Below are 25,543 nucleotides of genomic sequence, written 5' to 3'. Positions count from 1 at the left end.
GGCGTCAGGCACCCGGCAGTTCGCGCACGCAGTGCCACTCGGCGGCGAAGGGGCGGTAACCGAGCGCGGTGTTGATGGCGAGCATCGGGGCGTTCTCGGCGTCGTTGGACGTGAACGCCTCCGTGCAGCCGGCCTCGCGGGCCCGGTGCAGGGAGGCGGTCTTGGCGAGCTTGGCCAGCCCCCGGCCCCGGTGGGCGCGGCGGGTGCCGGTCATCTCCGAGCCGTACCGGCCCCGGCCGTCCGTCCTGGCCAGACTGAACGCCGCGATCTCGCCGCCGACCGTCACCACCGTCGTCAGGTCCAGGTCGATGTCCGGGTGCTCCCAGGTGTGGCCGATCCAGTCCTCGTAGGTCATCGCGTCGATGGTCAGGTCGTCCGGCTCGTCGACCGTGACCTCGACGTCCGCCTCGAACAGCGGGCGGGGATCGGCGCCGAGGTCGGCGGCGGTCCGCAGCTCCGTACCGGGCGGCAGGTCCGCGGGCAGCGGTGGCAGTGCGGCGTGGGCGAGATCGAGGCGGAGGGTCCGGGACGGGCGCAGGCGGTGGTAGCCGCGGCGTTCGGCGAAGGAAAGCGAGCGGGGGTCGTCCTGGGGGTGGGCATGGAGGTGGGTGGCGCCGAGACCGGCCAGATGGTTCTCCGCCGCGTCGAGCAGGGCGCTGCCCACCCCTTGCCCGCGATAACCGGGGTCCACGAGCGGGGCGGCCAGGCCCTGCCCGGGCGTGCTGCTGTCGTGCTGGATGCCCGCCTTCGCCGCGCCGACGACCCGGCCGTCCGCTTCGGCGACGAACAGCCGCAACTGCCGGGCGGCGGGCGCCTCGGCGACTTCCCAGGCGACGGACTGCGGAGTGGAGATGTTGTACGGCAGCACACGACGACGCACGTCGCAGACGTCCCGGGCGTCGGAGCGGCGGAAAGGGCGCACAGTGATGGTCATCAGCGGGACGGTACGCCCGCCGGTCGCGCGCCGCCTCCGAATATCCGGGGAGCGGCCGGGCCCGGCGCGTGCCCGGAGCCGGGGCGCGGCCGGCTCGTTCCGGACGGTCGCGCGCGGCACGTACGGAACGCACAACCGGTCCCGGGCGTACGGTCGTCGGCGCGGGCCCCCGGCCGGTACGCCGAACCCCCGCCGGTACGCGCGGCGCCCGCCGCCGAACGAAGGAGGAGCCGCGACCGTGTGTGGCATCACTGGATGGATCTCCTACGACCACGACCTCGGCACCGAGCGCCCCACGCTCGACGCCATGACCGCGACCATGGCCTGCCGCGGCCCGGACGCGGCGGGCACCTGGTTCGCCCCCCACGCCGCGTTCGGGCACCGGCGGCTGGCGGTCATCGACATCGAGGGCGGCCAACAGCCGATGACCGTCGAACGGGATGGCCGGACGCTGCTCGCCCTGACCTACAGCGGCGAGGTGTACAACTACCGTGAGCTGCGCGCGGAGCTGGCCGCCCGCGGGCACACCTTCCGTACCAGCAGCGACACCGAAGTGGTGCTGCACGCCTACCTGGAGTGGGGCGAGGAGTTCACCGGGCGGCTCAACGGCATGTACGCCCTGGCCCTGTGGGACCCGCGTACCGAGGAACTGCTCCTGGTGCGGGACCGGATGGGCATCAAGCCCCTCTACTACCACCCCACCTCCGACGGCGTCCTCTTCGGCTCGGAGCCCAAGGCGATCCTCGCCCACCCCCGGGTGCGCCCCGTCGTCGACACGGAAGGCCTCGCCGAGCTGATCAGCTTCACCAAGACCCCGGGCCACGCCGTCTACCGGGGCATGTACGAGGTCCTGCCCGGCCACACCGTACGGGTCCGCCGCGGGGGCCTGATCACCCGCCGCTACTGGGCCTTGGAGCCCCGCGAGCACACCGACGACCTCCGCACGACCGTGGCACATGTGCGCGGACTCCTCGACGACATCGTCGAGCGCCAGCTGATCTCCGACGTACCGCTGTGCACCCTGCTCTCCGGCGGCCTGGACTCCTCGGTCATCACCGCGCTGGCCGCCCGCGCCCTGGCCGCGCAGGGCAGCGGCCCGGTGCGCTCGTTCGCCGTCGACTTCACCGGCCATACGGAGCACTTCCGCGCCGACGACCTGCGCGGCACCCCCGACGGCCCGTACGCCACCGCGCTCGCCGCGCACGTACACGCCGATCACGAGGCCATCGTGCTGGACACCGCCGACCTCACCGACCGCGGCCACCGCTCGGCCGTCCTGCGCGCCCGTGACCTGCCCAACGGTTTCGGTGACGGCGACACCTCGCTCTACCTGCTGTTCAAGGCGATCCGGGAGCAGTCGACCGTCGCCCTGTCCGGGGAGTCCGCCGACGAGGTGTTCGGCGGTTACCGCTGGTTCCACGTCCCCGAGCACGTGCACGCGGACACCTTCCCCTGGACGGCCGCCGGCATCGCCGGCCGGTTCGCCGGCGGTGACGCCACCCCCGAGGCGCTGCTCGACCCCGGCCTGCTCGGCAAGCTCGACCTGGTGGGCTACGAGACCCGGCGCTACCGCGAAGCCCTCACCGAAGTGCGCTACGCGGCCGGTGAGACGGGCCTCCAGCGCCGGATGCGGGAGGTCAGCCACCTCCACCTCACCCGCTTCGTGCAGTCGCTGCTCGACCGCAAGGACCGGGCCAGCATGGCCGTCGGCCTGGAGGTACGGGTGCCGTTCTGCGACCACCGGCTCGTCGAGTACGTCTACAACACCCCCTGGACGATGAAGACGTTCGACGGACGGGAGAAGTCACTGCTGCGCGCCGCCACCCGCGACGTGCTGCCCGGCCTCATCGCCGACCGGGTCAAGAGCCCGTATCCGACCACCCAGGACCCCCGCTACGCCGAAGCCCTGCGCGCCGGACTGAAGGAGGTCACCGCCGATCCGGCCGCACCGGTCCGGCCGCTGCTGGACGCGGACGTGGTGGCCCGGGTGACCGCCGACGGATCGACGGAGGACATCAGGCCGGGCGCCGAACTGGCCCTCGGACTCAACGAGTGGCTGGTCACGACCGGTACGGCACTGGAGGTGTAGCGCACGGCGCATCCGGGGAGCGCGCGGAACCGGCGCGCGCTCCGCACGGACCGGCGCGGGGCCGGTGCCGCGGTACGACATGAGCGGCCCTGCGGACACGGCGGGCACCCCTGGCGCACAATGGGGGCGACCCACCCCCTGCGTCCCGCACCACCCCCGTACCAGGAGCGCCACCGTGGCCGTCCAGCAAGCGCCGCCCCTGCGGCTGACCATCGACCCGGAGGCGGCGGACGCGCCGTTCGAGCAGGTCCGGGCCCAGATCGCCGGGCAGGCCCGCGCCGGCGGCCTGCCGGTCGGCCGCAAACTGCCCACCGTACGCGGCCTCGCCGAACAGCTCGGGCTGGCCGCCAACACCGTCGCCAAGGCCTACCGCGCCCTGGAGACGGACGGCGTGATCGAGACGCGGGGGCGCAACGGCACCTTCATCGCGGCGGCCGGCGAGGCGGCCGACAAGGAAGCGGCCGCGGCCGCCGCCTCGTACGCGCGGCGCGCCCGCCGGCTGGGCCTGGACCACGCCGCCGCGCTCACCGCCGTCACGGACGCCCTGCGCGCGACCTACGGGGACGACGCGTGACCGCCACCGGAGGGGACGACGTATGACCGCCACCGGAGGAGAGGACGCATGACCGCCATCGCCCGCGTCCAGTGCACCGCCCTGGACTGCCCCGACCCCCAGCGGCTCGCCCGCTTCTACGCGGAGCTGCTCGGCGGTGAGATCAACCGCCGGACCTCCCTGTGGACCACCGACGACGACTGGGCCACCCTGCACACCGAAGGCGGCACGGTCCTCGCCTTCCAGCGCGCTCCGGACCACCGCCCGCCCCGCTGGCCGGACCCGGAGCATCCGCAGCAGTCCCATCTGGACCTCGGCGTGGACGACATGGAATCCGCGCACCGGCGGGTGCTCGACGCGGGCGGCACCCTGCTCGACGCCACCCACGGCGGCGGCCCGCACGGCTTCCGTGTCTACGCCGACCCCGCGGGCCACCCCTTCTGCCTTGTGCAGGAACTCCCCGGAGACCGGCAGGAGTACGGGAACGGCACCGCCTGACTGGCGGGCCCTCACCCGCCGGTCCTCGTAGGCCGCCCCTCACACGCGGCGCTCATACGCCGACCCGGTCCGCGCAGCGTTCACCGCACGGACCGGGCCAGGCCCCACGCAGCGTTCAGCGCAGCCAGGCCGGGTGGCCTTTGGGCCGTGGAAGGCCGGGGTATGGGGCCGGGTAGGCGACGCGCGTGACGATGTGGCAGTGGTTGCACCACCACAGGCAGCCGTCCGCGTCCACGTCGTCCCCCTCACACGCCATACAGGTGTCGCCCGCGATGTTGGCTGCCACTCCGCGGTGGTTGCCGTTGGCCATCCGCCGCTCGTACGCCGTGCGTTCCAGTGCGTAGCAGCGCAGGCACAGCGCCTCGTTCAGGCCCGGCAGCTTCACCGTGCCCCGGCCGCACGGGCACAGCAGCACGCCGACATGGCGCGGGTCCAGACCGACCGGTCCGCCGCGCGGCCTTCCTTGACTCATGCCGGAACCTTTCCTGTACCGGCGCATCCACCGCACTGCGTGGTCACGGTGGTGCCGCCCTGCGTCTCCCACTCGACCTCACCGGCACCACCGCAGTCCGGACAGTCCTTCTCCGGCGGCATCCGGTCAGCCATGGCACCCATCCTCCTCTCCGCCGCGGGGCGCCGCTGAGCTTTGGGTGGATCAGTGGAGCGGCGCGCCCGCGGTGCCGGCCGGAGCCGTACACGCGGGCCGCGGCGCAGCCGTGCCGCTACAGATACAGCCCCGCGTCCGCCCCCGAGTCCTGTGCCGGTACCGAGGCCGGGCCGGTGCCGCGGCGCAGCGCGTACAGCTCCGCCAAAGTCGCCCCGTCGCGGCTGATGCCCTCCTCCCTGCCGAGCCACCGCACCGCCTCCGTACGGTTCAGCGGCCCCACCTCGATACGGGCCAGGCAGCGGCCGGGGCGCACCACCGCGGGGTGCATCCGTTCCAGGTCCTCGTTGGTGGTCACGCCGACCAGGACGTTGCGGCCCTGGCCCAGCAGTCCGTCCGTCAGGTTCAGCAGCCGGGACAGCGCCTGCCCCGCCGTGTGCTTGGCCTCGCCGCGGATCAGTTCGTCGCAGTCCTCCAGCAGGAGCAGCCGCCAGCGGCCCTTGCCCGCCGCGTCGTCCTCGCCGATGGCGATGTCCATCAGATAGCCGATGTCGTTGAAGAGGCGCTCCGGGTCGAGGACGCAGTCGACCTGGCACCAGTCGCGCCACGAGCGGGCGAGGGTGCGCAGCGCGGAGGTCTTGCCCGTGCCCGGCGGTCCGTGCAGCAACAGCAGCCGCCCGGAGATCTCCCCGGGGGCGACCTTCATCAGCCGGTCCAGGGCCTCGGCCACCGGCTCGGTGTAGTTGGGGCGGATCTCGTCCCAGGTGCCGGCGGAGATCTGCCGGGTCGTGCGGTGCGGGCCGCGCCGGGGGGAGAGGTACCAGAATCCCATCGAGACGTTCTCCGGCTGCGGCTCCGGCTCGTCCTCCGCGCCGTCGGCGGACTGTCCCAGCACCTTCAGGGCCAGCTCGTCGGTGGTGGCCGTGACGGTCACGTCGGCGCCGCGGTTCCACCGCGACACCAGCAGGGTGAAGCCGTCGCCCTCGGCGAGGGTCGCGCTGCGGTCGTCGTCGCGCGCCGAGCGCAGCACCTTGGCGCCAGGCGGCAGCAGCGTCAGCCCGGATTTGACGCGGTCCACCGAGCGGCTGCGCGCGTACGGCTGCTCACCGCTGGCGAACCGCCCCAGGAACAGGGCGTCGACGACATCGGACGGCGAATCGCTGTCGTCCATGTTCAGACGGATCGGAAGGGACTCCTCGGCGGCGGACGGCTGCACGTGGTCGGCACACATGACCACCATGATCCGGCAACACCGGCCGCCGCGTACACGGAATTTCCCCTGTCACCGGGTCTTTCTCCGGGAACAGGGGAAGAAGGCGGACCGTGGCTGCGCACTTCCCCCGAAACCGGCCGTCCCGCCCGGGAAGCTGGCTAGGCTGGCCCGTCGTGGGACGTCATGGGGAAAACGTCACGGTGGGGACCGGCACGGCGGTACGGAAACGGTGCGGCCGCCGAGCCCCGCGAGGGCACCGGAAGGCGGCGGCACCAGGGTGAGGCGCAGAATCCGCAACCGGGCCCGGGCCACCGCTCTGCTCACGATGGGTGTGGCGATCCTGGCGATGGCACTGGCGATGTGCGGCTTCCCGCCGGAGAGCGGCGGCAACGGCGCACGGCCCGGCACATCGCCCGACGCGCAGGTGGGCTGGGGCTTCACCCACACCGAGTACAGCGCGGACCACGGTGACAAGGCCGCCACGCGCAGCGCCGGACGGCTGCTGTCCGCCGACCCGATGCCACAGAACCAGCACATCATGGGCTGGGGCGCGCAGAACCCCGAACCGAGCCCGGGAAAGTACGACTTCAAGGAGCTGGACAGCCGCGTCGACCTGATCCGCCGCACCGGCGGCACGCCCGTACTGACCCTGTGCTGCGCCCCCGACTGGATGAAGGGCGGCAAGGCCGGACAGACCGACTGGAGCGAGCTGGAGAAGGCGCCGAGCCCGGAGCACTACGCGGACTTCGCCGCCCTGGTCGGCACGGTCGCCCGCCGTTACCCCGACATCCGGCACTTCATCGTCTGGAACGAGCTGAAGGGCTTCTTCGACGAGGCCAGGAACCGCTGGGACTACGAGGGGTACACCCGCCTGTACAACATGGTCTACCGGGAGCTGAAGAAGGCCGACAAGGAGAACCAGGTGGGCGGGCCGTACGCGGTCATGGACAGCCATCCGCCCGGCGACGACACCCAGGCCTCCGACGTCGAGGGGCCCTGGGGCAGCCTGGACCGGCGCACCGTCGACGCCGTCGAGTACTGGAACGAGCACAAGGCGGGCGCGGACTTCGTCGTGGTGGACGGCTCCAGCTACACCAGGGACGACAGATACGTGCCGGACGCGTTCGCCGCCACCCGCAAGTTCGCCGACGTCGGGCGCTGGCTGCGCGAGACCACCGGGCTGCCGCTGTGGTGGGCGGAGTGGTACGTCGAGGTCGCGGACGCGAACGACGACCGCAAGGGCTGGAGCGAGCCGCGCCGCACCGCCGTCCAGGCGAGCGCGCTGATCTCCATGGCCGAGGGCGGCGCCACCAGCGGCTTCTACTGGAACCCGCAGAACGAGAGCGCCGACTGCCCCGGCTGCCTGTGGCGCAGCACCGAACTGCGCGGCGGCGGCAGCCGGCTGCCCATGATGGACCTGCTGTCCCGCTTCTCCCGCGCGTTCCCGCCCGGTACGGCGTATGAGCGCGTCGACGTGGCGGCGTCCGGCCGGGCGGACGTCCGCGTCCTCGCCGACGACGAAGACATCCTCGTCGTCAACACTCGCGGCCGTCCCGTGCGGACGACGGTGGACGGACAGCGCGTCACTCTGGACGCGTACGGCATTCAGTGGCTGAAGCGCTCCTGAGAGCCCCGGGGCGGCCGGCGGCGGGCGGCTCCCCGCACCGCCGGCCGCCCGGCGGCTTACGACAGCGTCACCATCCGCTGGACCAGAGCCACCAGGAAGACCAGCAGCAGGGGCAGGGTGAACCAGAAGGAGCTCTGCATCCACCGGAGTTTGCGCACGCTCGGCGGCAGCGCCACTCGCACCACCTCCCGGGCCGCGAGCAGCAGCAACAGGGCGCCGGCCGCCAGCGCGCCGATGACCGACCACGACGTCCAGGTGATGCGCGGACCGACCGGGCCGGGGGCCGGTTCGGCCACCGGGCCCGCCGGCTGCTGGGCGAGTTCGTACAGTGCGGCGTGCTCGTTGCTCATGACGCGGCGCAGTTCGGGGCGCTGGTCCAGGGCGGTGCGCAGCCTCTTCTCCCAGGTGGCGGCGTAGCCCGCGCCGAGGCGCAGTGACTCCGCCTGGGCCCGGTTGACCACGAAGTAGGAGCGCGGCCCGGCGTCGCGCAGCGCGTCGACGACCGAGTCGGTCAGGACCGGGTCACGCGGTGCGAGCACGGGCACGTACTGCACCCGTTCCATGTCCTTCGCGCCCCACGGCAAGGCCGGGGTGACGTCGTTGACCGTGTCGTTGGTCGGCCAGAGCACCCGTGCCGTGGGCCGGTCGTGCGCGTAGACGTAGTCCATCGCGGCCACTTCGCCCGGCCGGACGCGTTCGAACGGCTCGTTGCCCCAGCGGACCACCAGGAAGCCGGTCACCAGCACCACGCCCGTGAGCAGGGCGGCCAGTGGGCCCAGGCCGCGGCGGGCGCCGGCGGCGCGCGGGAACAGCGCGAGCGCGCCGAGGATGCAGGCGCCGGGCAGCGCGAACATGAACACCCGCAGCGCCATCTCGCCGCCGTAGGACTGCATGCCGAAGGCGAGGAACGGGACGAAGGTCAGCACCAGCAGGGACCGTTCGGAGAACCCGGCGGCCCGCCGCTGCAGCACGCCCCAGCAGGCCAGCGCCATGACCCCGCCGGCCAGCGCCACCCGCGCGTACAGCACCAGCTTGTGGGTGCTGTCGCCGGTGCCGATCCGGCCGGTGACGGACGAGGAGACGTTTCCGCCGATGCCGCCCACCCCGCCGAACAGCTCGTCGAAGTGCCCGGACCAGTACGGCTCGGCGAGGAAGACCACCCAGACCACGACCACCACGCCGAACAGCAGCGGCAGCCCGTACAGGGACGTACGGCGCACCAGCACCAGGAAGGTGAGCACGCCCAGCATCACGAACGGCGTGAGCTGGTGGCCCGCCACGGACGCCGTGAACAGCAGCGCCAGCACGGCCAGCAGTGCCACCCGCTGCCCCCGCCCGGCCGGCGCGACCTCGGCCTCGCCGGGCCAGCGCTTGCCGCGCAGCACCCGCGGATCGCGGAACCACACCAGCAGGATCGCCGCGAAGACCAGATAGAGCAGGTACGTGAAGCCCTGCGGCGAGAAGTAGTCCTGGCCCACCCAGCCGCACAGCGCGAACAGCCACGCCGCGCTCCACTTCGCCCGCCAGCTCGCCCGTACGGACTTCAGCAGCAGGAACACCGGGGCCAGGTACAGCAGCTGGATGGTCAGCGGCCACCAGCGCAGCACCTCGGTGAAGTCCGTGACGCCGCACGCCTCGGCGATGAACTGGGCCGCCGCGAAGAACCCCGGCCAGCTCCAGCGCGCGTCCAGGTCCGGCACCGCGGAGCCGGTCCGGTCGATGTAGTCCAGGAAGCCCAGGTGCTGCCAGGCCGTCGCGAAGCGCGGTTCGGCCTCCAGCGCGGCGGGCAGCGCGTGCAGGGCCACCACGGTCAGGATCAGTACGGCTGCCAGCAGGACGCGCCGCGGCCGGGACAGCCACAGGGCCGACGCGAAGGCCAGGACGAGCAGGGCGGCGCCCAGCAGCGTCGCCGCGGGCAGCACGCTGATGAGGCCGAGCCCGCCCATCCGGTCCAGGTCGGCGTCGCCCATCCCGCGCAGGGGCAGCCAGAACAGCGCGAGGGCGGCGCCGAGCAGCGCCCAGATGCCGATGTCGGGGCGCCCGCTCAGCCGGTCCGTGAGCCGGGTGCCGAACGGGACGGACGCGGCGAGCCGGGATCCGAGCCGGGATCCGGGCCGGGGCCCGAGCGGGGTACCGGTCCGGGTCTTTGAGGGGGCGACGGGCGAAGTGGTGGGCGTGGCGGCAGTGGACGAGGCGGCCGGCGCCTCCGCCGCCGGGACGGAGCGGACCGGCGGCGCGCCGTCCGCCTCCGGTGCCGCGGCGGGCTCCGCCCGGAACATCTTCGTGGGCGCCGCGGGAACCGGGGGCTCCGCGGACACCGGGGGCTCGGGCCGGTCCGTACGGCCGTTCCCGTCGCCCTGCGCCCAGGACGGCGCCGGTGGCCGGACGTCCGGCCTGCGTTCCATGTGCTCGAAGTCGACGTGCAGCCCGAGCGGCACGGTGTCGACGTCCTTCAGCGCCCGCTGCGCCCAACCGGGCCGGTGCGGCGCCTCCCCGGGCGCGGCACCCGCCGCCTCCCGCGCGCGGTCCGTCTCCGGCGGTGCGGTGGTGTCCGCGCCGGGTGCCCGCGCGTCGCCCAGGTCACCGTTGACGGCCAGGTCCGCCAGGTCCCCGTCCGGCGCCAGGCCTTCCGCGGGCGCCCGTGTCAGCGGGGCGGACGGCCGGCCCTTGAGGATGCGGTACAGCTTCACGGACGCGATCGAGACGATCACCGACAGGCTGGAGATCTCCGCGACACCCGCGCCGGTGAGCCCCATCCGCGGCAGCAGCACCATCGTCAGTCCCAGGACCAGGACGCACAGCAGGCCCTGCATGTACGCCAGTCCCGAGGTGCGGCTCTGCGCGCGCAGCACCGCGAAGTAGACCTCCATCACGACGCGCAGCGCGGCGCCCACCGCGAACCAGCGCAGCAGCGGCGTGGCGGCGTCCGCGTACCCCTTGCCGAAGACGGCGAGGATGTACGGCGCGCAGACGAAGAGGAAGAGACAGACCGGGATCATGATCCGGGCCATCCGGCGCAGCGCCGCCCGGGTGTTCTCGGCCAGCCGCGCCGGGTCGTGCGAGCCCTCGACGGTCAGGGACGCGCCCATGTTGATGGCGAGCAGGTTGACCGTGCCGCCGATGGTGGTGGTGATGTAGAAGTACGCGTTGTCGGCGGAGCTGACCTGGGAGGCGACCAGCACCGGCACCAGGTAGACGACGGCCAGCGAGAACAGCGAGCCCGTGTAGTCCCCGGCCAGGAAGCGGCCCATCTCGCGCAGTGACGGCGGCCGGGCGGTCCGCTCGGTGGCCTTCACGTGCCGGGGCACCAGCCGCCGGAAGACCAGCCAGCCCAGCGGCAGTACGGACACCCCGATGGCGGCGACCCACGAGACGAAGACCCCCGCCAGCGGGATGGCGGCGGCGAACGCGATCAGCAGCGCCAGTTTGACCGCCGAGAAAACCAGATTGCCGACCGGTACCCACAGCGCGCTGCGCAGCCCGGTCAGCACCCCGTCCTGGAGGGTCAGCAGCGACCAGGCGACCACGGCGACGATGAACCCCAGCCCGTGGACCGGGCCGTGCAGGAACCGGTACGACGGCCCCCACGAGTCCAGGGTGAGCAGGAAGACCGTCGCGGCCAGCGCGACAGTCAGCGAACTGCCCAGGTAGGTACGGAGTACGAGCCGGCCGGTGGTGCGGCCCGCCACCGGGATGTAGCGCGCCAGCGCGCCGGTCAGCGTCAGCGAGGTCAGCCCCGCCAGCAGCTTCATCGCGGCGATGGCCGCCGAGCCCTGGCCGACCGCGGACTCGGTGTAGTACCGGGCCGCGACCAGCCAGTACCCCAGGCCGAGCAGCCCGGAGATGCCGGTGTTCAGCATCAGCGCATAGGCGTTGCGGAACAGCGGACTGCCGCCGCCACCGTCCTTCGCGCCGGGGAGCCGGCCGCCGAACAGGCGCTTGCGCACGCCCCCGGCCGGTTCCCGTTCCGTACGCTGCTCGGACCGGGTGGTCGTGTCAGACACGGCTTCCGTGCACCTTCCCCACTGCCTTGACCGCCTGACGGGTCCGGCGGACCACGGCGTATCCCTTGGTGAGCGTCCGCTCCCGGGCGAAGTACCGTCCGACGGCCCGGCCCTCCACCAGCCGCGCGAACTCCTCGGTACCGGTGCTGCGCCCCACGGTCAGCCGGGTCAGCGCGTACGGGCCCTGGCAGCGCCCCGCCAGGGCGTTGTTCACCGCCAGCGACTGCCGGAAGCCCGCACCGCGCACCGCCCGCCGCACCCGCCGGCTGGAATGGCCGTACGGATACGCGAAGGACACCGGAGGCGCGCCCAGTTCGTCGGCGACGATCTGCTTGCAGCGCGAGACCTCGAACCACAGGCGGTCGTCGGAGATCTGGTCCAGCTGCGGATGGGTGTGGCTGTGGCCGCCGATCTCCACGCCGGCGGCGGCCAGTTCGCGTGTCTGGTCCCAGTCCAGCATGGTGTCCAGAGCGCCCTCGGTGTCGTACGGGCCGCGCAGCCAGCCCGTGGAGACGAAGAGGGTGGCCGCGAAGCCGTGCTTGGACAGCGCGGGCAGGGCGTGCCGGTGCACGCCCTCGTACCCGTCGTCGAAGGTGATCAGCACCGGCCGCGCGGGCAGCGGCCGGCCGCCGCGCCACGCCGCCCCCAGCTGCGCCGTGGTCAGCGGGGTGAAACCGCGGTCGTCCAGCACTGCCATCTGCTCGGCGAACGCCTGCGGTGTCACGGACAGGTCCAACGCGGCCGGCGCGGGCGCGTGGGCGACCGCGTGATACATCAGGATCGGCACCGTGCACGGTGTGGTCATGCCACCGCCCCCTCACTCCCCGGGGACGAAGACCCGTCGCACGGGCGGGCAGTTGCGGGGACCGCCACCTTGGCCGGTTCGTGCGGGCCCGCGGGTTCCCGGGCCGTACCTCCCGTCCCGTCCGGCACGGGCACCACCACGAAGCCGCTGCTGCCCACCGTCCGCCGGTCGCGCCGCGCCCGCAGGCTCCCGAGCGCGTAGCCGAACGCGGTGACGGACATCCCGGCGACGATCGCGCCCGCCCGGCCGGCGCCGCCCGGCCGCCGCAGCAGCGCGTCGCGCACGCCGCGCGCGACGCCCGCCGGAAGCACGCGGGTCGCGTAGCGCCGCTCCGTGGACAGGCCCTCCCGTGTGCCCACGCTGCGCGTCACCAGTGCCTTGGACAGGCCCTCCGCGTAGGTACGGGAACGGAAGTACGCGAAGCGCTCCCGGCCCGCGGGCACCCGGTGGTGGATCACCGACCGGTCGTCGACCAGCAGTACCGCGTCCGGCACGGCGCGGGCCAGCCGGATGCACAGCTCGGTCTCCTCGCAGCCCAGCGGCCGCTTCCCGGCGTCCCGGCCGATGCCGGTGGCGAATCCGCCGACGGCCTCGAACGCCTCCCGCCGGAAGGAGGCGTTGCCGCCCAGGACGTTGCGTACGCGGACCGTGTGCGGGGCGGGGCCGGTGCCGCCGGGGAACAGTCCCCGGTACGCGCAGCCCACCACCCAGTCGAACTCCTCGGGGAACCAGGCGGGCCGGCACCCCGAGGCCCACACCGGCTCGGTCCGGCCGCCGACGGCCAGGACACGCGGGTCGGCGTAGCCCTCGGCGAAGTACAGCAGCCAGTCGCGTTCGGCCACCGCGTCGTCGTCCAGGAAGGCGATCACCTCGCCGGTGGACTCCGCGATGCCGGTGTTGCGCCCGGCGGACAGGCCGCGCGGTCCGGCGTTGGCCAGTACGCGTACCGGGCCGCCGTACGCGGGTGACGGGAAACGTTCCCTCAGCCGGTCCAGCAGGGCCGGATTGTGGTCGACCACGAGCAGCGTCTCGTGGGCCGGATGGGACTGGCCGCCCACCGAGGCCACCGCGGCGAGGATGTCGTCCCAGCGGTCCTCGGTGTACGCGCAGATCACCACGGAGACGCGGACGCTCAAGACGCCTCTCCCGTGATCATGGTGGGGTGGGCCGGACGCTTGTGGCGCGTGCTGCGCTCGCGCAGTATCACCTTCAGCACCCGGAACCCGTCCCGGACGGCACGCAGGTTGCTCACCCCGTGGATGCGGTTGTACTCGTGGCTGGGAATCTCCTGCACCTTCAGCCCGGCCTTGACCACGCGGATGTTCATCAGCGTCTCGACCTCGAACCCGGCGCAGTCCAGGGCGATCTCGTCCAGGCAGTGCCGCCAGAAGGCGTTGTAGCCGTAGCACAGATCCGTGTAGCGGGCGCCGAACTTGGCGTTGACCACGGTGGTCAGCACCCGGTTGCCCAGCTTGCGCACCGGCGTCATGTCGTCGGTGCCGCCGCCGTTGGCGAACCGCGACCCCTTGGCGAAGTCCGCGCCCCCCACCAGCGCGGAGACATAGCTGACGATCTCGGAGCCGTCCGCCGAGCCGTCCGCGTCGACCATCACGATGATGTCGCCCGAGCACGCCGCGAACCCGCTGATCAGGGCGTCTCCCTTGCCCTTGCCGCGCTGTTCGACGACCGTGACGTCCGGCCGCAGTTCGCGCGCGACCGCCACCGTGTCGTCGGTGGAATTCCCGTCCACCAGGACGACTTCGTGTATCCACTCCGGAAGTGTCTTGAAGACGTACGGAAGGTTCTCCGCCTCGTTCATCGCGGGTATCACGACACTGACCGGCGGAGCTATGGCCAGATGCGAGGAAACGGGACGGTATTGTCCCTCGGCACTCACCGGCGGCAACGGCTTCTGATCCGTTGCCGCGGAGTGGAGGAATGAACTCATGAGTCTGTTTCCCTCTCGTCCGGTGGGCCGCCCACCCCCGGGCGGCCCGGCTGGTTATCCGGTTCGAAAGGGGGGTTCACACCCCGTTCAGGGCGGCGTGGATCTCTTCGCCGGGCGAACAGGGTGAGCTGGCATGCGTGTTTCCGGCCGCGCGGCTCGTGTCCCGATGATCGACGCGGTTCTCGTCATGTGAAGATCGGTCACGGCACCCCCCTACCGCGCCCCGCCCCGGACCCCGTCGCGGCGCTTGAGCCCTCCCCTAGAGCCGCCTTGCATGACGTGCCGGTGCGGGTGGTGTACGACGGTATTGATGACTGGGACTCTATGGCAATACCTCGACCTCGTATCCCGTTCTGGGTCATTGGCGGATATGGAACGGTGCGCTGATCAATCACGCGACCGGATTCGGCCCATCCGTTTGAGGAGGCGATCGGCCGGGCCGAACAATTCCGGCCGGGACACCACCGTGTTGCGCAATGCCCGCACCGGGACCCGGTGTGCGCGATGGTACAGCGCGACCGGATGACGGTGCCGTGACACCCATCCTTCGTAAACCGTCAGTTCCCGCGTCTTGAGACAGTCCTTGTATTGCTTTTCACCGCGCCCCAGATCGATATAGGACATGCCGTGGGCAGCGGCCCCCTCGGCCATGTGCAGGTGCAGCACCAGGCCGGGGGAGAACTTGGCGTACGCCGGGTCGTAAGCGGGGAACCAGCAGGACAGCACCCGCTCGGACCGGATGCCGAAGTGCGCCGCGACCGGCACCTCACCCGCGTAGAGCACCGACAGCAGTCCGGAGAAGGACGCGGTACGGGTGTGGAAGAGCTGGTCGACGAGCTGCACGATCCAGGGGTGGGCGAAGCGGTCGCTGCGGCCCGTTCTGCGGTACTGCGCCGACTTCCAGTCGAGCAGCCGGCGCAGCACCGCCGGGTCCCGCTCGTCGTGCACGTACCGCACCGGGCCGATCTCCCGTCCCAGCTTGCGTGCCTTGGACCGGGTCCGGCGGGTGAACTTCGGGGAGTTCTCCAGCAGCCACGTCAGGTACGCCTCGTACCCCTGGTCCACGTCGATGACGGGGGAGGGGTGGCCGTGCACGGGCGCCGTCTCGAAGGGCTTCTGGCCCTCCACCAGGTGGTCGAACTCCAGCACCGACAGCCCGCAGGCCTGCAGCAGTTCGCGGGAGTCCCACTGGAAGCCGGGCCGGTGCACCAGTCCCTGGGCGTCGGAGACGCCCAGCCCGATCGCCCGCCCGACACCCAGCGACGAGCGCTGGAAGGGCAGGAAGGCAGCCGGTTCGCCGTCCTCACGGATCACCGCGATCCGCACCCCGCGCCGGCAGCGGCCGACGGCGAGTGCGAACTCGGGTGCGAGGAAAGGATTGGCCAGCTGGGGCGTGCCCAGCAGATGGGCCTGGGACTGCACGGTGCTCCACGCCGCCCGGTCGGCGCCTTTGACCTCACCCGGGCGGTACACGCTGATGTCCACGTCAGTTCGTCCGACTTCCCCGTCCACGGGCGCCGGAACGCCGGCGCCGCACACTGACCCCTAGGAATACGATGCCGCTGAGCACGGCGACGGCCACCACCCCGCCGCGCGCCGACCAGATGTGCAGCGCGAGCATGACCTGTGCGACGAGCAGGTCCACGGCGACGGCCGCGGCCCCCGCGACGACGGTCCTGCTGAGCGGGTCGAGCCGCCCCAGCGCACTCGCGACGGCCGCGGCGGGCGCCAGCACCAGGAAGAAGAGGGTGCAGGGCGCACGCAGCGGCGAGGCGATGTCGGTGAGCGCCAGGAAGGCACCCACCCCGCCCACGGCCACGGCCGCCCCGGCCAGTACGGGCGCCGAGTCCGCGCGCAGCCGCCCGCCGTCCCGGCCGTCCGTGCCGGCCCGGGCGCCGCCGGGCCCGTCGTCTCCCGGACCGCCGTGCGCGGACCCGTCGCCGGTGGCTCTGCCGCAGTCCGGCGCGTTGCCGTTGATGCTCGTGGTGTGCATTGGCAGCTTTGCCCCCCATAAGCGCCTGATGCCGGGCTTCAATGTCGCGCAGCGGGCGCGCGCCCGTCAAGACGCGAAGAAGGCGTGAACGGGCCATGTCCGGCGAGTGGTTGGGGTGTCGGGGACGGCCTGGGCCGATCGCCGTGGCGGAACGTCCGGACGGGCCGGACTCCCGCTGTGTCATTCACACGTCACCCAGACACCGGTTCGGGTCAACGGAGATCACTCGTGACCGTGAGAATCGGCGCCGACGCTTCCCGTAACGGACCGGTGCTGCTACATCAGGAGTGGCAGAGATCCTGCTCAGGGAGGTTCCATGAGACTGTCCCGATGCGCGGCGACGGCGTCCGCGTTCCTCGTCACCTCTGCGCTCGCGCTCTCCGGCGCGAGCGCCGCCATGTCCGCCCCCCGGATCGAGGCCACCGACTATGTGGCCCTAGGCGACTCCTACTCCTCGGGTGTGGGGGCGGGCAGCTACGACAGCGGCAGCGGCTCCTGCAAGCGCAGCACCAAGTCCTACCCGGCCCTGTGGGCCGCCGCCCACACCCCCTCCTCCTTCGGGTTCACCGCCTGCTCGGGCGCCCGTACGGGCGACGTGCTGGCCAAGCAGCTCACTCCGCTGAACTCCGGCACGGACCTGGTGAGCATCACCATCGGCGGCAACGACGCGGGCTTCGCCGACACCATGACCACCTGTGCCCTCCAGGGCGAGACCGCCTGCCTGAACCGGATCGCCCAGGCGCGCGCGTACGTCCGGCAAACGCTGCCCGCCAAACTCGACCAGGTCTACGACGCCATCGACGGCAGGGCGCCCGCCGCCCAGGTCGTCGTCCTGGGCTACCCCCGCTTCTACAAGCTCGGCGGCAGCTGCGCCGTCGGCCTCTCGGAGAAGTCCCGTGCGGCCATAAACGCCGCCGCCGACGACCTCAACGCCGTCACCGCCAAGCGCGCCGCCGACCACGGCTTCACCTTCGCGGACGTCAACACCACCTTCGCCGGACACGAGATCTGCTCCTCGGCCCCCTGGCTGCACAGCGTGACCCTCCCCGTGGAGAACTCCTACCACCCCACCGCCAACGGGCAGTCCAGGGGCTATCTGCCCGTCTTCGGCTCCGCCGCCTGACCCCGCCCCGCTCCGGCCCCCGGAAGAATCCCGCCTGCGGGCGGGACTTCATTGACCGGCGCGCGCGCCACCGTCGTCCCGCGTGCCGGTCGCCCCGCCGTACGGACCGCCGTCCGTCGCTCCTCCCGTGGCCCCTCCGGCCCCGCCCGTGGCCGTGCCCGGGCCGGTCGTGGGGGCGGGCGTGGTCGGCCCGGCGGTCGTGGGGCGCCCGGTCGTCGGTGCCCAGGTGGTCGTACGGGGAGGGGTGGTGGGGTAGGTGTTGCCGGGCGCGGTGGTGCCCGGATACGTATGGCCGGGAGTCGTGGCGCCCGGGGCGGTGGTGGCGGACGCCGTGCCGCCGGGAGATGTCCGCCCCGGGGTGCTGCCGCCGCCCCCGCCCGTAGCGCCTCCTCCGCCACCGTCGCCGGTGCTTCCTCCGGAGCCGCCGCCCGTCGTACTGCCCGGCGTACGGGCCGGTGTGCCGCCGTCGTCCAGCAGCGCGTACGCCACCCCGCCCGCCGCCAGCAGCGCGAGCAGCGCACCGGCCAGCACCAGCCGGACCGAGCGCCGCCTCCGCCGCTCGGCCTCCTGGTCGGCCGCGGTCGTCACCGTCGTGTCTCCGGCCGGTATCCCGGTCGGCGTGCCCGGCGCCGGCATCGGTGCCGCGGGGCCGTACCCGTACCCGTAACCGGTGTGGGTGCGGTCGGTGGTGGCCGTCGGCGGCTGTCCGGGCGGCACCACCACCGTGGGCGTCGCGCCGCTGCCCGCGATCGCCTCCAGCATCCCCTGCGCCTCCGCCGCGTCCAGACGCTCCCGCGGCTCCTTGCGCAGCAGTCCTTCCAGTACGGGCGCCAGCGGACCCGCGCGCCGGGGCGGCGGCAGCGGCTCGTCGACCACCGCGCGCAGTGTGGTCAGCGGAGTGTCCTGGCGGAACGGCGAATTCCCCTCCACTGCTGCGTACAACAGCACGCCCAGCGACCACAGGTCCGACTGCGGGCCCGCCTGCTGCCCCAGGGCCCGCTCCGGCGCCAGGAACTCCGGCGACCCCACCAGTTCACCCGTCAGCGTCAGCGCGGCGGAGCCCGTCACCCGTGCGATGCCGAAGTCGGTCAGCACCACCCGGCCGTCGTTGGAGAGCAGCACGTTGCCCGGCTTCACGTCCCGGTGCAGCACACCCGCCGTGTGCGCGACCCGCAGCGCGGCCAGCACCTGCGCCCCGATGCCCGCGGCCCGGGCCGGTGCCATCGGGCCGTCCGCCGCCAGGACCTCGGCCAGCGACAGTCCGCGCACCAGCTCCATGACGATCCACGGCCGCCCGCCCTCGGACACCACGTCGAAGACCGTCACCACGTTGCGGTGCGAGATACGGGCCGCTGCCCGGCCCTCCCGCTCCAGCCGCGCGTACAGCATCTGCTCCTCGCGGTCCGTCAGGTCGCGCGGCGCCCGTACCTCCTTGACGGCGACCTCGCGGGCCAGCAGCTCGTCCCGGGCCCGCCACACCACACCCATCCCGCCCCGGCCCAGCTCGTCCGCCAGCCGGTAGCGCCCCGCCAGCAGCCGTCCGCCGTCCTCGTCGTCCCCGCCGCCCCGCAGGCCGCCGGTACCCGCACCGCCAGGACCCTCGCTCATGGACGAGCCCCCCTCGCATGAGAGCGATTCGGTGGAAACGTACCTCAACCCAGCGTTGTTGCCGCCCCCTTGAGCAACAATCCGCAGCCGAGCAGGAGGACGACGGCAGCGGTGCCGACGGGCGCCAGCCGGTGCGCGGCGGACAGCAGCCGCGCGCCGGCCCCGCGCCCCGCGGCCAGCCGGCCGCCGAGCCGCAGCGTCAGCCGGACGGCCAGCAGACCGGCCGCGGCCAGGGTCCCGGCCAGCCCCGCCCCGTACGCGACGACCAGCAGGTACCCGAACCACGCCTGGCCGAGCGCCGCGGCACCGACCAGGACCAGCACGGCGGAGGGACTCGGCACCAGCCCGCCGGCGAAACCGAGCAGGATGGTGCCGCGGAGGCCGGGGCGGGTGGGGTGGTGGTGGTCGTGGTTGTGGTCGCGGTCGTGGGAGTGCTGGTGATCGTGTGAGTGATCATGGCTGTGCCCGTGCCCGTGCCCGTGCCGCCGTAGCCGCAAGGCGCGCCGCAGCAGTACGGCCCCCGCTCCCGCCACCAGTGCCCCGCTGGCCACCCCGAGCCACGCCACCACGGAGGGCGCGGCGGCCGACCCGCCCGCGATCAGTGCTCCCAGGGCGAAGACGCCCAGGGTGTGCGTCACGGTCACCGACAGGACCAGCGTCAGCACGTCCCGCCGCGAACTCCGTCCGCCCGCCGCCGCTGCCGCGGCCATCATGCTCTTGCCGTGCCCCGGCGCGAGTGCGTGCAGCGCGCCGAGCAGCAGTGCCGTGCCGAGGGCGAGCGCCGCGAAGGCGGGGGTCAGTTCGTGCCGGGCGACGAGCCCGGTCAGCGCCTGCGTCCAGCGGTCGGCGCCCCGGGGCAGGACGGACGCGGTGGGCGGGGGAGCGGCGGACGGGGAGTCTCCCGCCTCCGGCAGTGCCGGTCCGCCCGGTACGGCCCGTACGGCCGCCGAGCGCCGGTCGGGCGGTGACGCCAGCACCTCCTGCGGGTAGGTGGCCAGCCGCCGGGACACCGATTCCGCGGGCACGTCGGACGCGGTGAGCCGGGTGCGGTCGCCGCGGGCGGTGACCTCCCGCCAGCCGGGTGCGCCGTCGCCCTCCGCGGCGCGGAACCGCAGCGCGGCCCGCCCGTCCGAAGGCAGCCGCGCCGCCAGCCGGCACTCCAGGCGCAGCGTCGGCAGCCCCGCCTGGCCGGGCCGGGCGGTCGCCGCGGCGCCGGTGGCCCGCAGCTGTTCCCGGCGCCCGTCCACGGTCAGCCCGCTGCCGCGCGCCGCGGTGGCGCACCGTTCCCGGGCCCATCCCGCCAGCTCCGTACGGCTCGTGTTCCCGTCCCCGTCCCGGTCGATACGGTCCTTCTGCTGGGCGGCCGGGATTTCGGCGAGGTCCTCGACGTGATCCACGCGCAGTTCGCCGGGCCGGACGGCCAGGCCGTCGTACTGGCTGACGGTGAAGTTGCCGAGCGGATGCGCGCTGGCGGAGCCGGCCGGTACGAGCGCCAGCAGGACGGCCGCGAGCGCCGCGACCAGCAGGGCAACGGCCCGCCGGGTCACCGTCCGGCCTCCGGGGAGGCGAGGGCCGACCGGGCCGCGGGCGCACCCGTCGGTGAGAAGCCGGGGTCCAGGCGCAGGGCGGCGGTCAGGTCGCGGCGCGCGTCGGCGGTCCGGCCCAGTGCGCGCTCGATCATGCCGCGGTGGTAGAGGAACGCCGCGTCCCGGAAGCCGGGGGCGGCGGCGCGCTCGGCGTAGGGGAGGGCTTCGCGGTCCCGGCCGGTCCGGTGCAGGGCCCAGGCCAGGGCGTCGGCGCTGTGCACGGTGTGGCGGCGGGCCCACTCGGCGCGGGCGGCGCGCAGGGCGGTCTGCCGGTCACCGTGGTCGGCTTCGATCAGTGCGGTGTCCAGGTCCACGGCCACACCGTTGGCGCGCGCGAGGTCGGACCATGTCCGGGCCAGGGCGTACTGGCGCTGGGCCGCGGCGCGTTCGCCGCGCGCTTCTTGGACTTCGCCGAGCGCGGCCAAGGGGCCCGGCAGTGGGTAGCGGCCTGCCACCTTGCCCAGTTCGCGGGCCGCCGTGTCCAGTTGGCCGCGCGCCGCGTAGGTGCGGGCCCGGCCTTCCAGGGCGGGCAGATGGTCGGGTACGGCGCGCAGCGCATCCGCGTAGTGCCGAAAGGCCTCCGCGTACTGGCCCTGGCTGCGTGCCAGTTGGCCGAGCGCTGTGGCGACGTACGCGATGTCGTCGGGCCGTACGGCGGACCGCCGGGCCAGGTCCAGCACCTTCCGGGCGCCGTCGGCGTCACCGTGCAGTTCCCACACGTACGCGAGCCGGGTGAAGGCCGGAAGCCCGGGGTGCACCGCGTCGGCGTGCCGCGCTGCCGCGAGGGCGTCGTCGTAGCGGCCCAGTTCGACCAGTGCGTCGACGCGGACCGCCAGGGCCCGTTCGCTGTACGGGTTGACCGCGAGCGCGGCGTCCGCGTCCCGCAGGGCGGCGCGGAAGTCGTGCCGGGCGGCGGCGAGCGCGCCCCGCCCGGCCAGTCCGGCGTCGTTCCCGCGCGGGCGGAGCGCCAGCGAACGGCCGAGGGCGCGTTCGGCCTGCGGGTAGCGGGTCGGGTCGCCGGTCGTACGGGCCTGCTCGACGTAGGCGGCGCCGAGCCGGGCCCAGCCGAGCCAGTCCCCGGGCCGCTCGCGCAGCCCCGCCTGGAGGGCGGTCACGGTGCCGGCCAGGCCGGCCGCCGCGCCACGGCCCACGGGGACGTCGGACGACGGCGGCGCGGGCACGAGGGCGGGTACCCGGCCGCCGTCATCGCCCAGGGCGAGCCCGCCGACGGTGATCCCGCACGCGAGGAGCACGGTCCCGACGGCGGCGGCCAGCCGGCCGCGCACGCTCCTGGGCGCCTTGGGGTGCTTCAACGCCCGGACCTCGCCCGCCGGTTGGCGCGCAGCCACAGCAGCCCGGCTCCGACGAGCACCAGTCCGGCGGCGCCCGCCGACGCGGAAGCGATCAGTACGGTGTCGTCGCTGTCACCGGTGCCGCCGTCCTGCGGACGCAGACCGGTGCGCAGCCCGGCCGACTGGTTCACCGCGCCCTGGCCGTCGCCGTCCGTGCTGTCGCCGCCGCTCTTCTTGGCCAGCGGCCCTTCGGAGCCGGAGGTGGGCAGCGCCAGGTAGGGGAACGTCTTCCCGAAGGCCCGGTCGTTGGCGTCGACCGCGTCCCCCAGGTCGTTCTTCTGCCCGACCAGCTCGCCCTCGACCACCTGGAGCGAGATGTCCACGACGTCGTCGGTGAGCCGCCTGCCGTTCGGGTAGCCCGCGTTGTCCCCGCCGAGGACGCCGAGGCGTTTGGGCTGGTCGGTGGGCGGAATGGCGGTGTTCAGCCGCAGCGCCTCGGCGGGGCGGACGTTCGGCGGCTGGTTGAGCTTGGGGATGCCGGTCAGGAAGGCCTGGATCAGGTCCTTGCGGGGCAGCGCCGGCGCCTTGATCCCGTAGATTTTCTCGATCAGCCGGGCCAGCTCGGGGTCGGTGACGTACTTGAGGAACTGCGCGTCGTTCCACGGCGCGGACGCGTTGAAGCGGTCCTTGTCCTTGACCGGTACGACCAGTTCGTTGACGAGCGGGCTGCCCAGCCGCGACACCTGGGACCAGCCGCCGGAGGCGTTCTTGCGCTGGGTGGTGGACCAGACGCCGATCACCGGCTGCTTCGCCGACTGCCGCAGCTCGCTCGTCGGCACCTGGAGGGCCACCGACTGCACGTTGTAGCCCTTGAGGGTGTCCCGGCCGATCTCGGAGAGGTCGCCGCCGTACAGCAGGTCGAAGGCGCGCAGATCCAGGAAGAACGGGTCGTCCGCCTGGCCCGCGAAGGACTGCGCGCCGCCCGCGACCGGACGCACCGCCTGGTCGCGCAGCTTCTGGTAGTCGGGCATCGAGGCCTTGCCGACGTTGGAGGGCGCGGCGGTCAGGTCGTTGGCGACCTTCGTGCTGGAGACCACCTTCTGGTCCTTGAGGCGCAGCAGATCGATGTCGTACGTCTGGTAGAAGTTCAGGTCCTTGTCGTCGAGGGACGTGACCTGGCCGGTGTTGTAGAGGAACGTGTCACCGCTGCGGTAGTTGTCCTTGAACGTCCACCGGTAGATCAGGTCGCCCTGCCCGTCCCCGTCGCTGTCGACGTGCACGTCGTACTGGGCGTCGGTGGCGAACTTGTAGAAGTTGGGGCCGCCCGCGGGCTCCGAGAAGGGCCACCAGTTCACCGTCAGCGTCGTGGTGTCCGGCTTGTCGGGGCTCTGGTAGGCGTACACGTCCGTGGTGTCGTACTCCGGCTGCCCGGAGATCTGCGGCGCCTCCCGGTGGCTGGAGGCCTGCGCGGAGCGGACCGAGAGCGGCCCGGCGGCCGCGCCGGCGATGCCCGCGGTGGCCAGCGAACCGCACGCCAGCGCGGCGACGGTCCGCCGGCTCATCCTGCCCTTCCCGGGCTTCGGTTTCTTCTCGTCCTTCGTGACGGTGGTCATCGCGTCGGTCCTCCCCCTCGGATGGGCCGGACGGTCCGGCCGGGTCACCCCGGTACGGCGGCCGCTGCAGCCGTACCGGGGCTGTGGCGGCTATTCGGGGCCGGGTGCCGTGCGGATGGGTGCCGGTTTTCCGCGCCGCGGGAAAGCGGGGGCCGCCCGGACCGGTCCGCCGCGCGTCTCGCCCCGAACCCACCACGGCGGGACAATGACCGGTCGGCACGGGAGCGGGGGTGAGCCGCGTGGACTCCGAGACGGCCGCCGGGCGCGGCGGCGAGGTGCTGCTGCCCCTGATCGCGCGCGGTGACCACGGTGCTTTCGAGGAGCTGTACGACCTGGTGTCGGCGCCCGTCTTCGGGATGGCCCGGCGGGTGCTGCGGGACAGTGCCCAGGCCGAGGAGGTGACGCAGGAAGTGCTGCTGGAGATCTGGCGCAGGGCCGGCCGCTACGACCCGGGGCGCGGCAGTGCGCTGTCGTGGATCCTCACCCTCGCCCACCGGCGGGCGGTGGACCGGGTGCGTTCGGCGCGTGCCGCGAGCGCGCGGGAGGAACGTGTCGCACGGCGCAGCGCGGTGACCGTTTTCGACGAGGTGGCCGAGGAGGTCGAGGGCTCCTTCGAGCGCGAGTGGGTGCGGCGTTGCCTGGAGCGGCTCACCGCGTTGCAGCGGCAGTCGGTCACCCTCGTGTACTACGACGGTTACACCCACCGGGAGGCGGCCCGTCGGCTGGCCGTACCGCTCGGCACGGTCAAGTCCCGGCTGCGTGACGGGCTGGCGCGGCTGCGCGACTGCCTGGCGGGTGCCGGATGAACCGCCGCCCGCCGTACGCGGCCCTCCGTGACGCGCTGCGCGCCGGGTGGCGGGGGCCGCACGCCCTGGCCGCCCCGTACGCTCTCGACGCCCTCGGCCCGCGTGAACGCCGCCGCTTCGAACGGCACTTGCGGCGCTGCCCGGACTGCGCGGCCGAACTGCGCGTCCTGACCGAGGACGCCACCTGGCTGGCGCGCGCGGCGGCCCGCCCCGCCCCCGACGCTCTGCGCACCCGCGTGCTCGCCGCCGCCCTCGCCACCCCACAGGAGGCCACGGTTCCGGAATCCGACGCTCCGTCTTCCGCGCGTGCGGCGGAGACCGGCACCGGCGCGCAGCGCACCCGCCGCCCGCCCGTCCGGTTCGGCCCCCGCGTCGCCGTCGCGGTCACCGCGCTGAGCCTCGTCGTGAGCGCCCTGCTCGCCCTCCAGCTCGCCCGTACGGACACCGAACTGGACCGGCAGCGCGCCGTGACCCAGGCCGTGAACGCGGTCCTGGCCGCACCGGACGCGCTGGCCGTCGCCGGCCGCCCGATCGGCGGACGCTCACTGAGTGCGGTCGAATCGGTCACCATGAACCGGGCCGTGGTGAACGCCGCCGGACTGCCCCCGCCGCCCGACGGGTACGCGTACCAGCTGTGGCGGATGCGCGACGGGCCGGCCACCGCCCGCCCGGCCGCGATGCTGCCGTACGACCGCGGGTCCCGCACCGCGGGCCCGGCCGTCGTACGTGATCTTCGGCACGGCGGCAGCGGGCGGGCGGACCGCCTGGCGGTCACCCTGGAGCCGGCCGGCGGCTCCGCCAGGCCCACGACCTCGGTACTCATCCAACTCGCCCTCGGCTGACGATGATCCGTAAGGTGGCGTCAACGTCGGTGCGCTGGAGGTGAATACCGGTGCCCGGGCCGCGCGCGTGTCGCGGGAGAGAGATAGGGTTACCCTGCCCGGGCCGGGTGCCCTCGTACGGGTGGGGAGTGTCATGGAACAGATAACAATGCGCAGCAGGCCACGAGTGCCTGCCATCAGTTGCGGAAGCGGCGCGTCCAGCGCGCGGCTCGACCGCCATCTCGCGGTGCTGGGCGGACCCGCCGTCCCGCAGCGGGAGACGGAGGGCGCGACATCGTTGATGCAGGAGCTCACCGCTCGTGATCACCGACGCAGCAGGATGAGCCGCGGCGCCAGGGTGTCGCTGTTCGCACCGCTGCGCAGGCTGCGCCGGTCGCTCTTCGGCGGCCACGGCTGAGGCACAGC

General features: G+C 73.4%; 21 protein-coding genes. 8 read left to right on the top strand and 13 right to left on the bottom strand.

Going from position 1 to position 25,543, the window contains the following annotated elements:
• Positions 1-4: 4 nt before the first annotated feature.
• Positions 5-934, bottom strand: coding sequence for a GNAT family N-acetyltransferase (locus tag ACZ53K_RS14975; RefSeq protein ID WP_468835778.1), 930 nt, complete (start codon positions 932-934; stop codon positions 5-7).
• A gap of 238 nt (positions 935-1,172) precedes the next feature.
• Here ACZ53K_RS14975 and asnB point away from each other — a divergent pair, with 238 nt between their 5' ends.
• The 3 genes from asnB (at position 1,173) to ACZ53K_RS14960 (ending at position 4,074) form a co-directional block, all read left to right on the top strand.
• Positions 1,173-3,023 (top strand): asparagine synthase (glutamine-hydrolyzing), encoded by a 1,851-nt coding sequence (gene asnB, locus ACZ53K_RS14970; RefSeq protein ID WP_468835772.1) that lies wholly within the window; start codon positions 1,173-1,175, stop codon positions 3,021-3,023.
• A 175-nt stretch (positions 3,024-3,198) separates the two neighbouring features.
• Positions 3,199-3,597, top strand: coding sequence for a GntR family transcriptional regulator (locus ACZ53K_RS14965; RefSeq protein ID WP_468835766.1), 399 nt, complete (start codon positions 3,199-3,201; stop codon positions 3,595-3,597).
• A gap of 48 nt (positions 3,598-3,645) precedes the next feature.
• Positions 3,646-4,074 carry a VOC family protein gene (locus ACZ53K_RS14960; protein ID WP_468835763.1) on the top strand — a complete coding sequence of 143 codons (429 nt, stop codon included), beginning with the start codon at positions 3,646-3,648 and terminating at the stop codon, positions 4,072-4,074.
• Between the two features lie 115 nt (positions 4,075-4,189).
• On the opposite strand, the gene ACZ53K_RS14955 is transcribed toward ACZ53K_RS14960, so the two are convergent.
• The gene (locus ACZ53K_RS14955) at positions 4,190-4,546 is read right to left on the bottom strand and encodes a hypothetical protein (RefSeq protein ID WP_468835760.1); all 357 of its coding nucleotides are present in this window, start codon (positions 4,544-4,546) and stop codon (positions 4,190-4,192) included.
• Between the two features lie 250 nt (positions 4,547-4,796).
• Positions 4,797-5,909, bottom strand: a complete 1,113-nt coding sequence (locus tag ACZ53K_RS14950; protein WP_468835758.1) for a DUF5925 domain-containing protein — start codon at positions 5,907-5,909, stop codon at positions 4,797-4,799.
• A gap of 307 nt (positions 5,910-6,216) precedes the next feature.
• On the opposite strand from ACZ53K_RS14950, the gene ACZ53K_RS14945 reads away from it, so the two are divergent.
• Positions 6,217-7,518: a GH39 family glycosyl hydrolase gene (locus ACZ53K_RS14945; RefSeq protein WP_468835945.1), complete on the top strand. Its 1,302-nt coding sequence runs from the start codon at positions 6,217-6,219 to the stop codon at positions 7,516-7,518.
• Positions 7,519-7,574: 56 nt separating this feature from the next.
• Here ACZ53K_RS14945 and ACZ53K_RS14940 read toward each other — a convergent pair whose 3' ends face one another.
• The 6 genes from ACZ53K_RS14940 to ACZ53K_RS14915 all read right to left on the bottom strand — a co-directional run bounded on the left by ACZ53K_RS14940 (position 7,575) and on the right by ACZ53K_RS14915 (position 16,268).
• On the bottom strand, positions 7,575-11,522 hold the full coding sequence (locus ACZ53K_RS14940; protein ID WP_468835755.1) for a lipopolysaccharide biosynthesis protein: 3,948 nt from the start codon (positions 11,520-11,522) through the stop codon (positions 7,575-7,577).
• Entirely contained in the window at positions 11,515-12,327 is an 813-nt protein-coding gene (locus ACZ53K_RS14935; protein WP_468835753.1) for a polysaccharide deacetylase family protein, read from the bottom strand. Before ACZ53K_RS14935 ends, ACZ53K_RS14940 begins: the two co-directional genes overlap by 8 nt.
• Positions 12,324-13,463: a glycosyltransferase family 2 protein gene (locus ACZ53K_RS14930; RefSeq protein WP_468835750.1), complete on the bottom strand. Its 1,140-nt coding sequence runs from the start codon at positions 13,461-13,463 to the stop codon at positions 12,324-12,326. The genes ACZ53K_RS14935 and ACZ53K_RS14930 overlap by 4 nt, the downstream gene beginning before the upstream one ends.
• Positions 13,460-14,275, bottom strand: coding sequence for a glycosyltransferase family 2 protein (locus ACZ53K_RS14925; RefSeq protein ID WP_468835748.1), 816 nt, complete (start codon positions 14,273-14,275; stop codon positions 13,460-13,462). The genes ACZ53K_RS14930 and ACZ53K_RS14925 overlap by 4 nt, the downstream gene beginning before the upstream one ends.
• A gap of 387 nt (positions 14,276-14,662) precedes the next feature.
• Complete coding sequence (locus ACZ53K_RS14920) at positions 14,663-15,760, bottom strand: GNAT family N-acetyltransferase (protein ID WP_468835745.1); 1,098 nt, start codon at positions 15,758-15,760, stop codon at positions 14,663-14,665.
• 1 nt (position 15,761) lies between these two features.
• Complete coding sequence (locus tag ACZ53K_RS14915; RefSeq protein WP_468835742.1) at positions 15,762-16,268, bottom strand: hypothetical protein; 507 nt, start codon at positions 16,266-16,268, stop codon at positions 15,762-15,764.
• 316 nt (positions 16,269-16,584) lie between these two features.
• On the opposite strand from ACZ53K_RS14915, the gene ACZ53K_RS14910 reads away from it, so the two are divergent.
• A complete protein-coding gene (locus ACZ53K_RS14910) occupies positions 16,585-17,391 on the top strand; it encodes an SGNH/GDSL hydrolase family protein (protein WP_468835740.1) in 807 nt (268 codons plus the stop codon).
• Positions 17,392-17,439: 48 nt separating this feature from the next.
• Here ACZ53K_RS14910 and ACZ53K_RS14905 read toward each other — a convergent pair whose 3' ends face one another.
• From ACZ53K_RS14905 to ACZ53K_RS14890, 4 genes are read right to left on the bottom strand one after another with little or no spacing between them, the layout of a single operon-like run.
• Positions 17,440-18,999, bottom strand: coding sequence for a serine/threonine-protein kinase (locus ACZ53K_RS14905; RefSeq protein ID WP_468835737.1), 1,560 nt, complete (start codon positions 18,997-18,999; stop codon positions 17,440-17,442).
• A 44-nt stretch (positions 19,000-19,043) separates the two neighbouring features.
• On the bottom strand, positions 19,044-20,546 hold the full coding sequence (locus ACZ53K_RS14900; RefSeq protein ID WP_468835734.1) for a nickel transporter: 1,503 nt from the start codon (positions 20,544-20,546) through the stop codon (positions 19,044-19,046).
• Positions 20,543-21,898 carry a tetratricopeptide repeat protein gene (locus tag ACZ53K_RS14895; protein WP_468835732.1) on the bottom strand — a complete coding sequence of 452 codons (1,356 nt, stop codon included), beginning with the start codon at positions 21,896-21,898 and terminating at the stop codon, positions 20,543-20,545. Before ACZ53K_RS14895 ends, ACZ53K_RS14900 begins: the two co-directional genes overlap by 4 nt.
• On the bottom strand, positions 21,895-23,490 hold the full coding sequence (locus tag ACZ53K_RS14890; protein WP_468835730.1) for a DUF4331 domain-containing protein: 1,596 nt from the start codon (positions 23,488-23,490) through the stop codon (positions 21,895-21,897). The genes ACZ53K_RS14895 and ACZ53K_RS14890 overlap by 4 nt, the downstream gene beginning before the upstream one ends.
• Before the next feature lie 230 nt (positions 23,491-23,720).
• Here ACZ53K_RS14890 and sigK point away from each other — a divergent pair, with 230 nt between their 5' ends.
• The 3 genes from sigK (at position 23,721) to ACZ53K_RS14875 (ending at position 25,535) form a co-directional block, all read left to right on the top strand.
• Positions 23,721-24,296: an ECF RNA polymerase sigma factor SigK gene (sigK, locus tag ACZ53K_RS14885; protein WP_468835727.1), complete on the top strand. Its 576-nt coding sequence runs from the start codon at positions 23,721-23,723 to the stop codon at positions 24,294-24,296.
• A complete protein-coding gene (locus ACZ53K_RS14880) occupies positions 24,293-25,138 on the top strand; it encodes an anti-sigma factor (protein WP_468835724.1) in 846 nt (281 codons plus the stop codon). The genes sigK and ACZ53K_RS14880 overlap by 4 nt, the downstream gene beginning before the upstream one ends.
• Positions 25,139-25,271: 133 nt before the next feature.
• Positions 25,272-25,535 carry a hypothetical protein gene (locus ACZ53K_RS14875; protein WP_468835722.1) on the top strand — a complete coding sequence of 88 codons (264 nt, stop codon included), beginning with the start codon at positions 25,272-25,274 and terminating at the stop codon, positions 25,533-25,535.
• The last annotated feature ends 8 nt before the right edge of the window (positions 25,536-25,543 follow it).

This window comes from Streptomyces sp. NPDC033221, from assembly GCF_055577005.1.
This window is presented reverse-complemented; position numbering and strand designations above follow the sequence as displayed.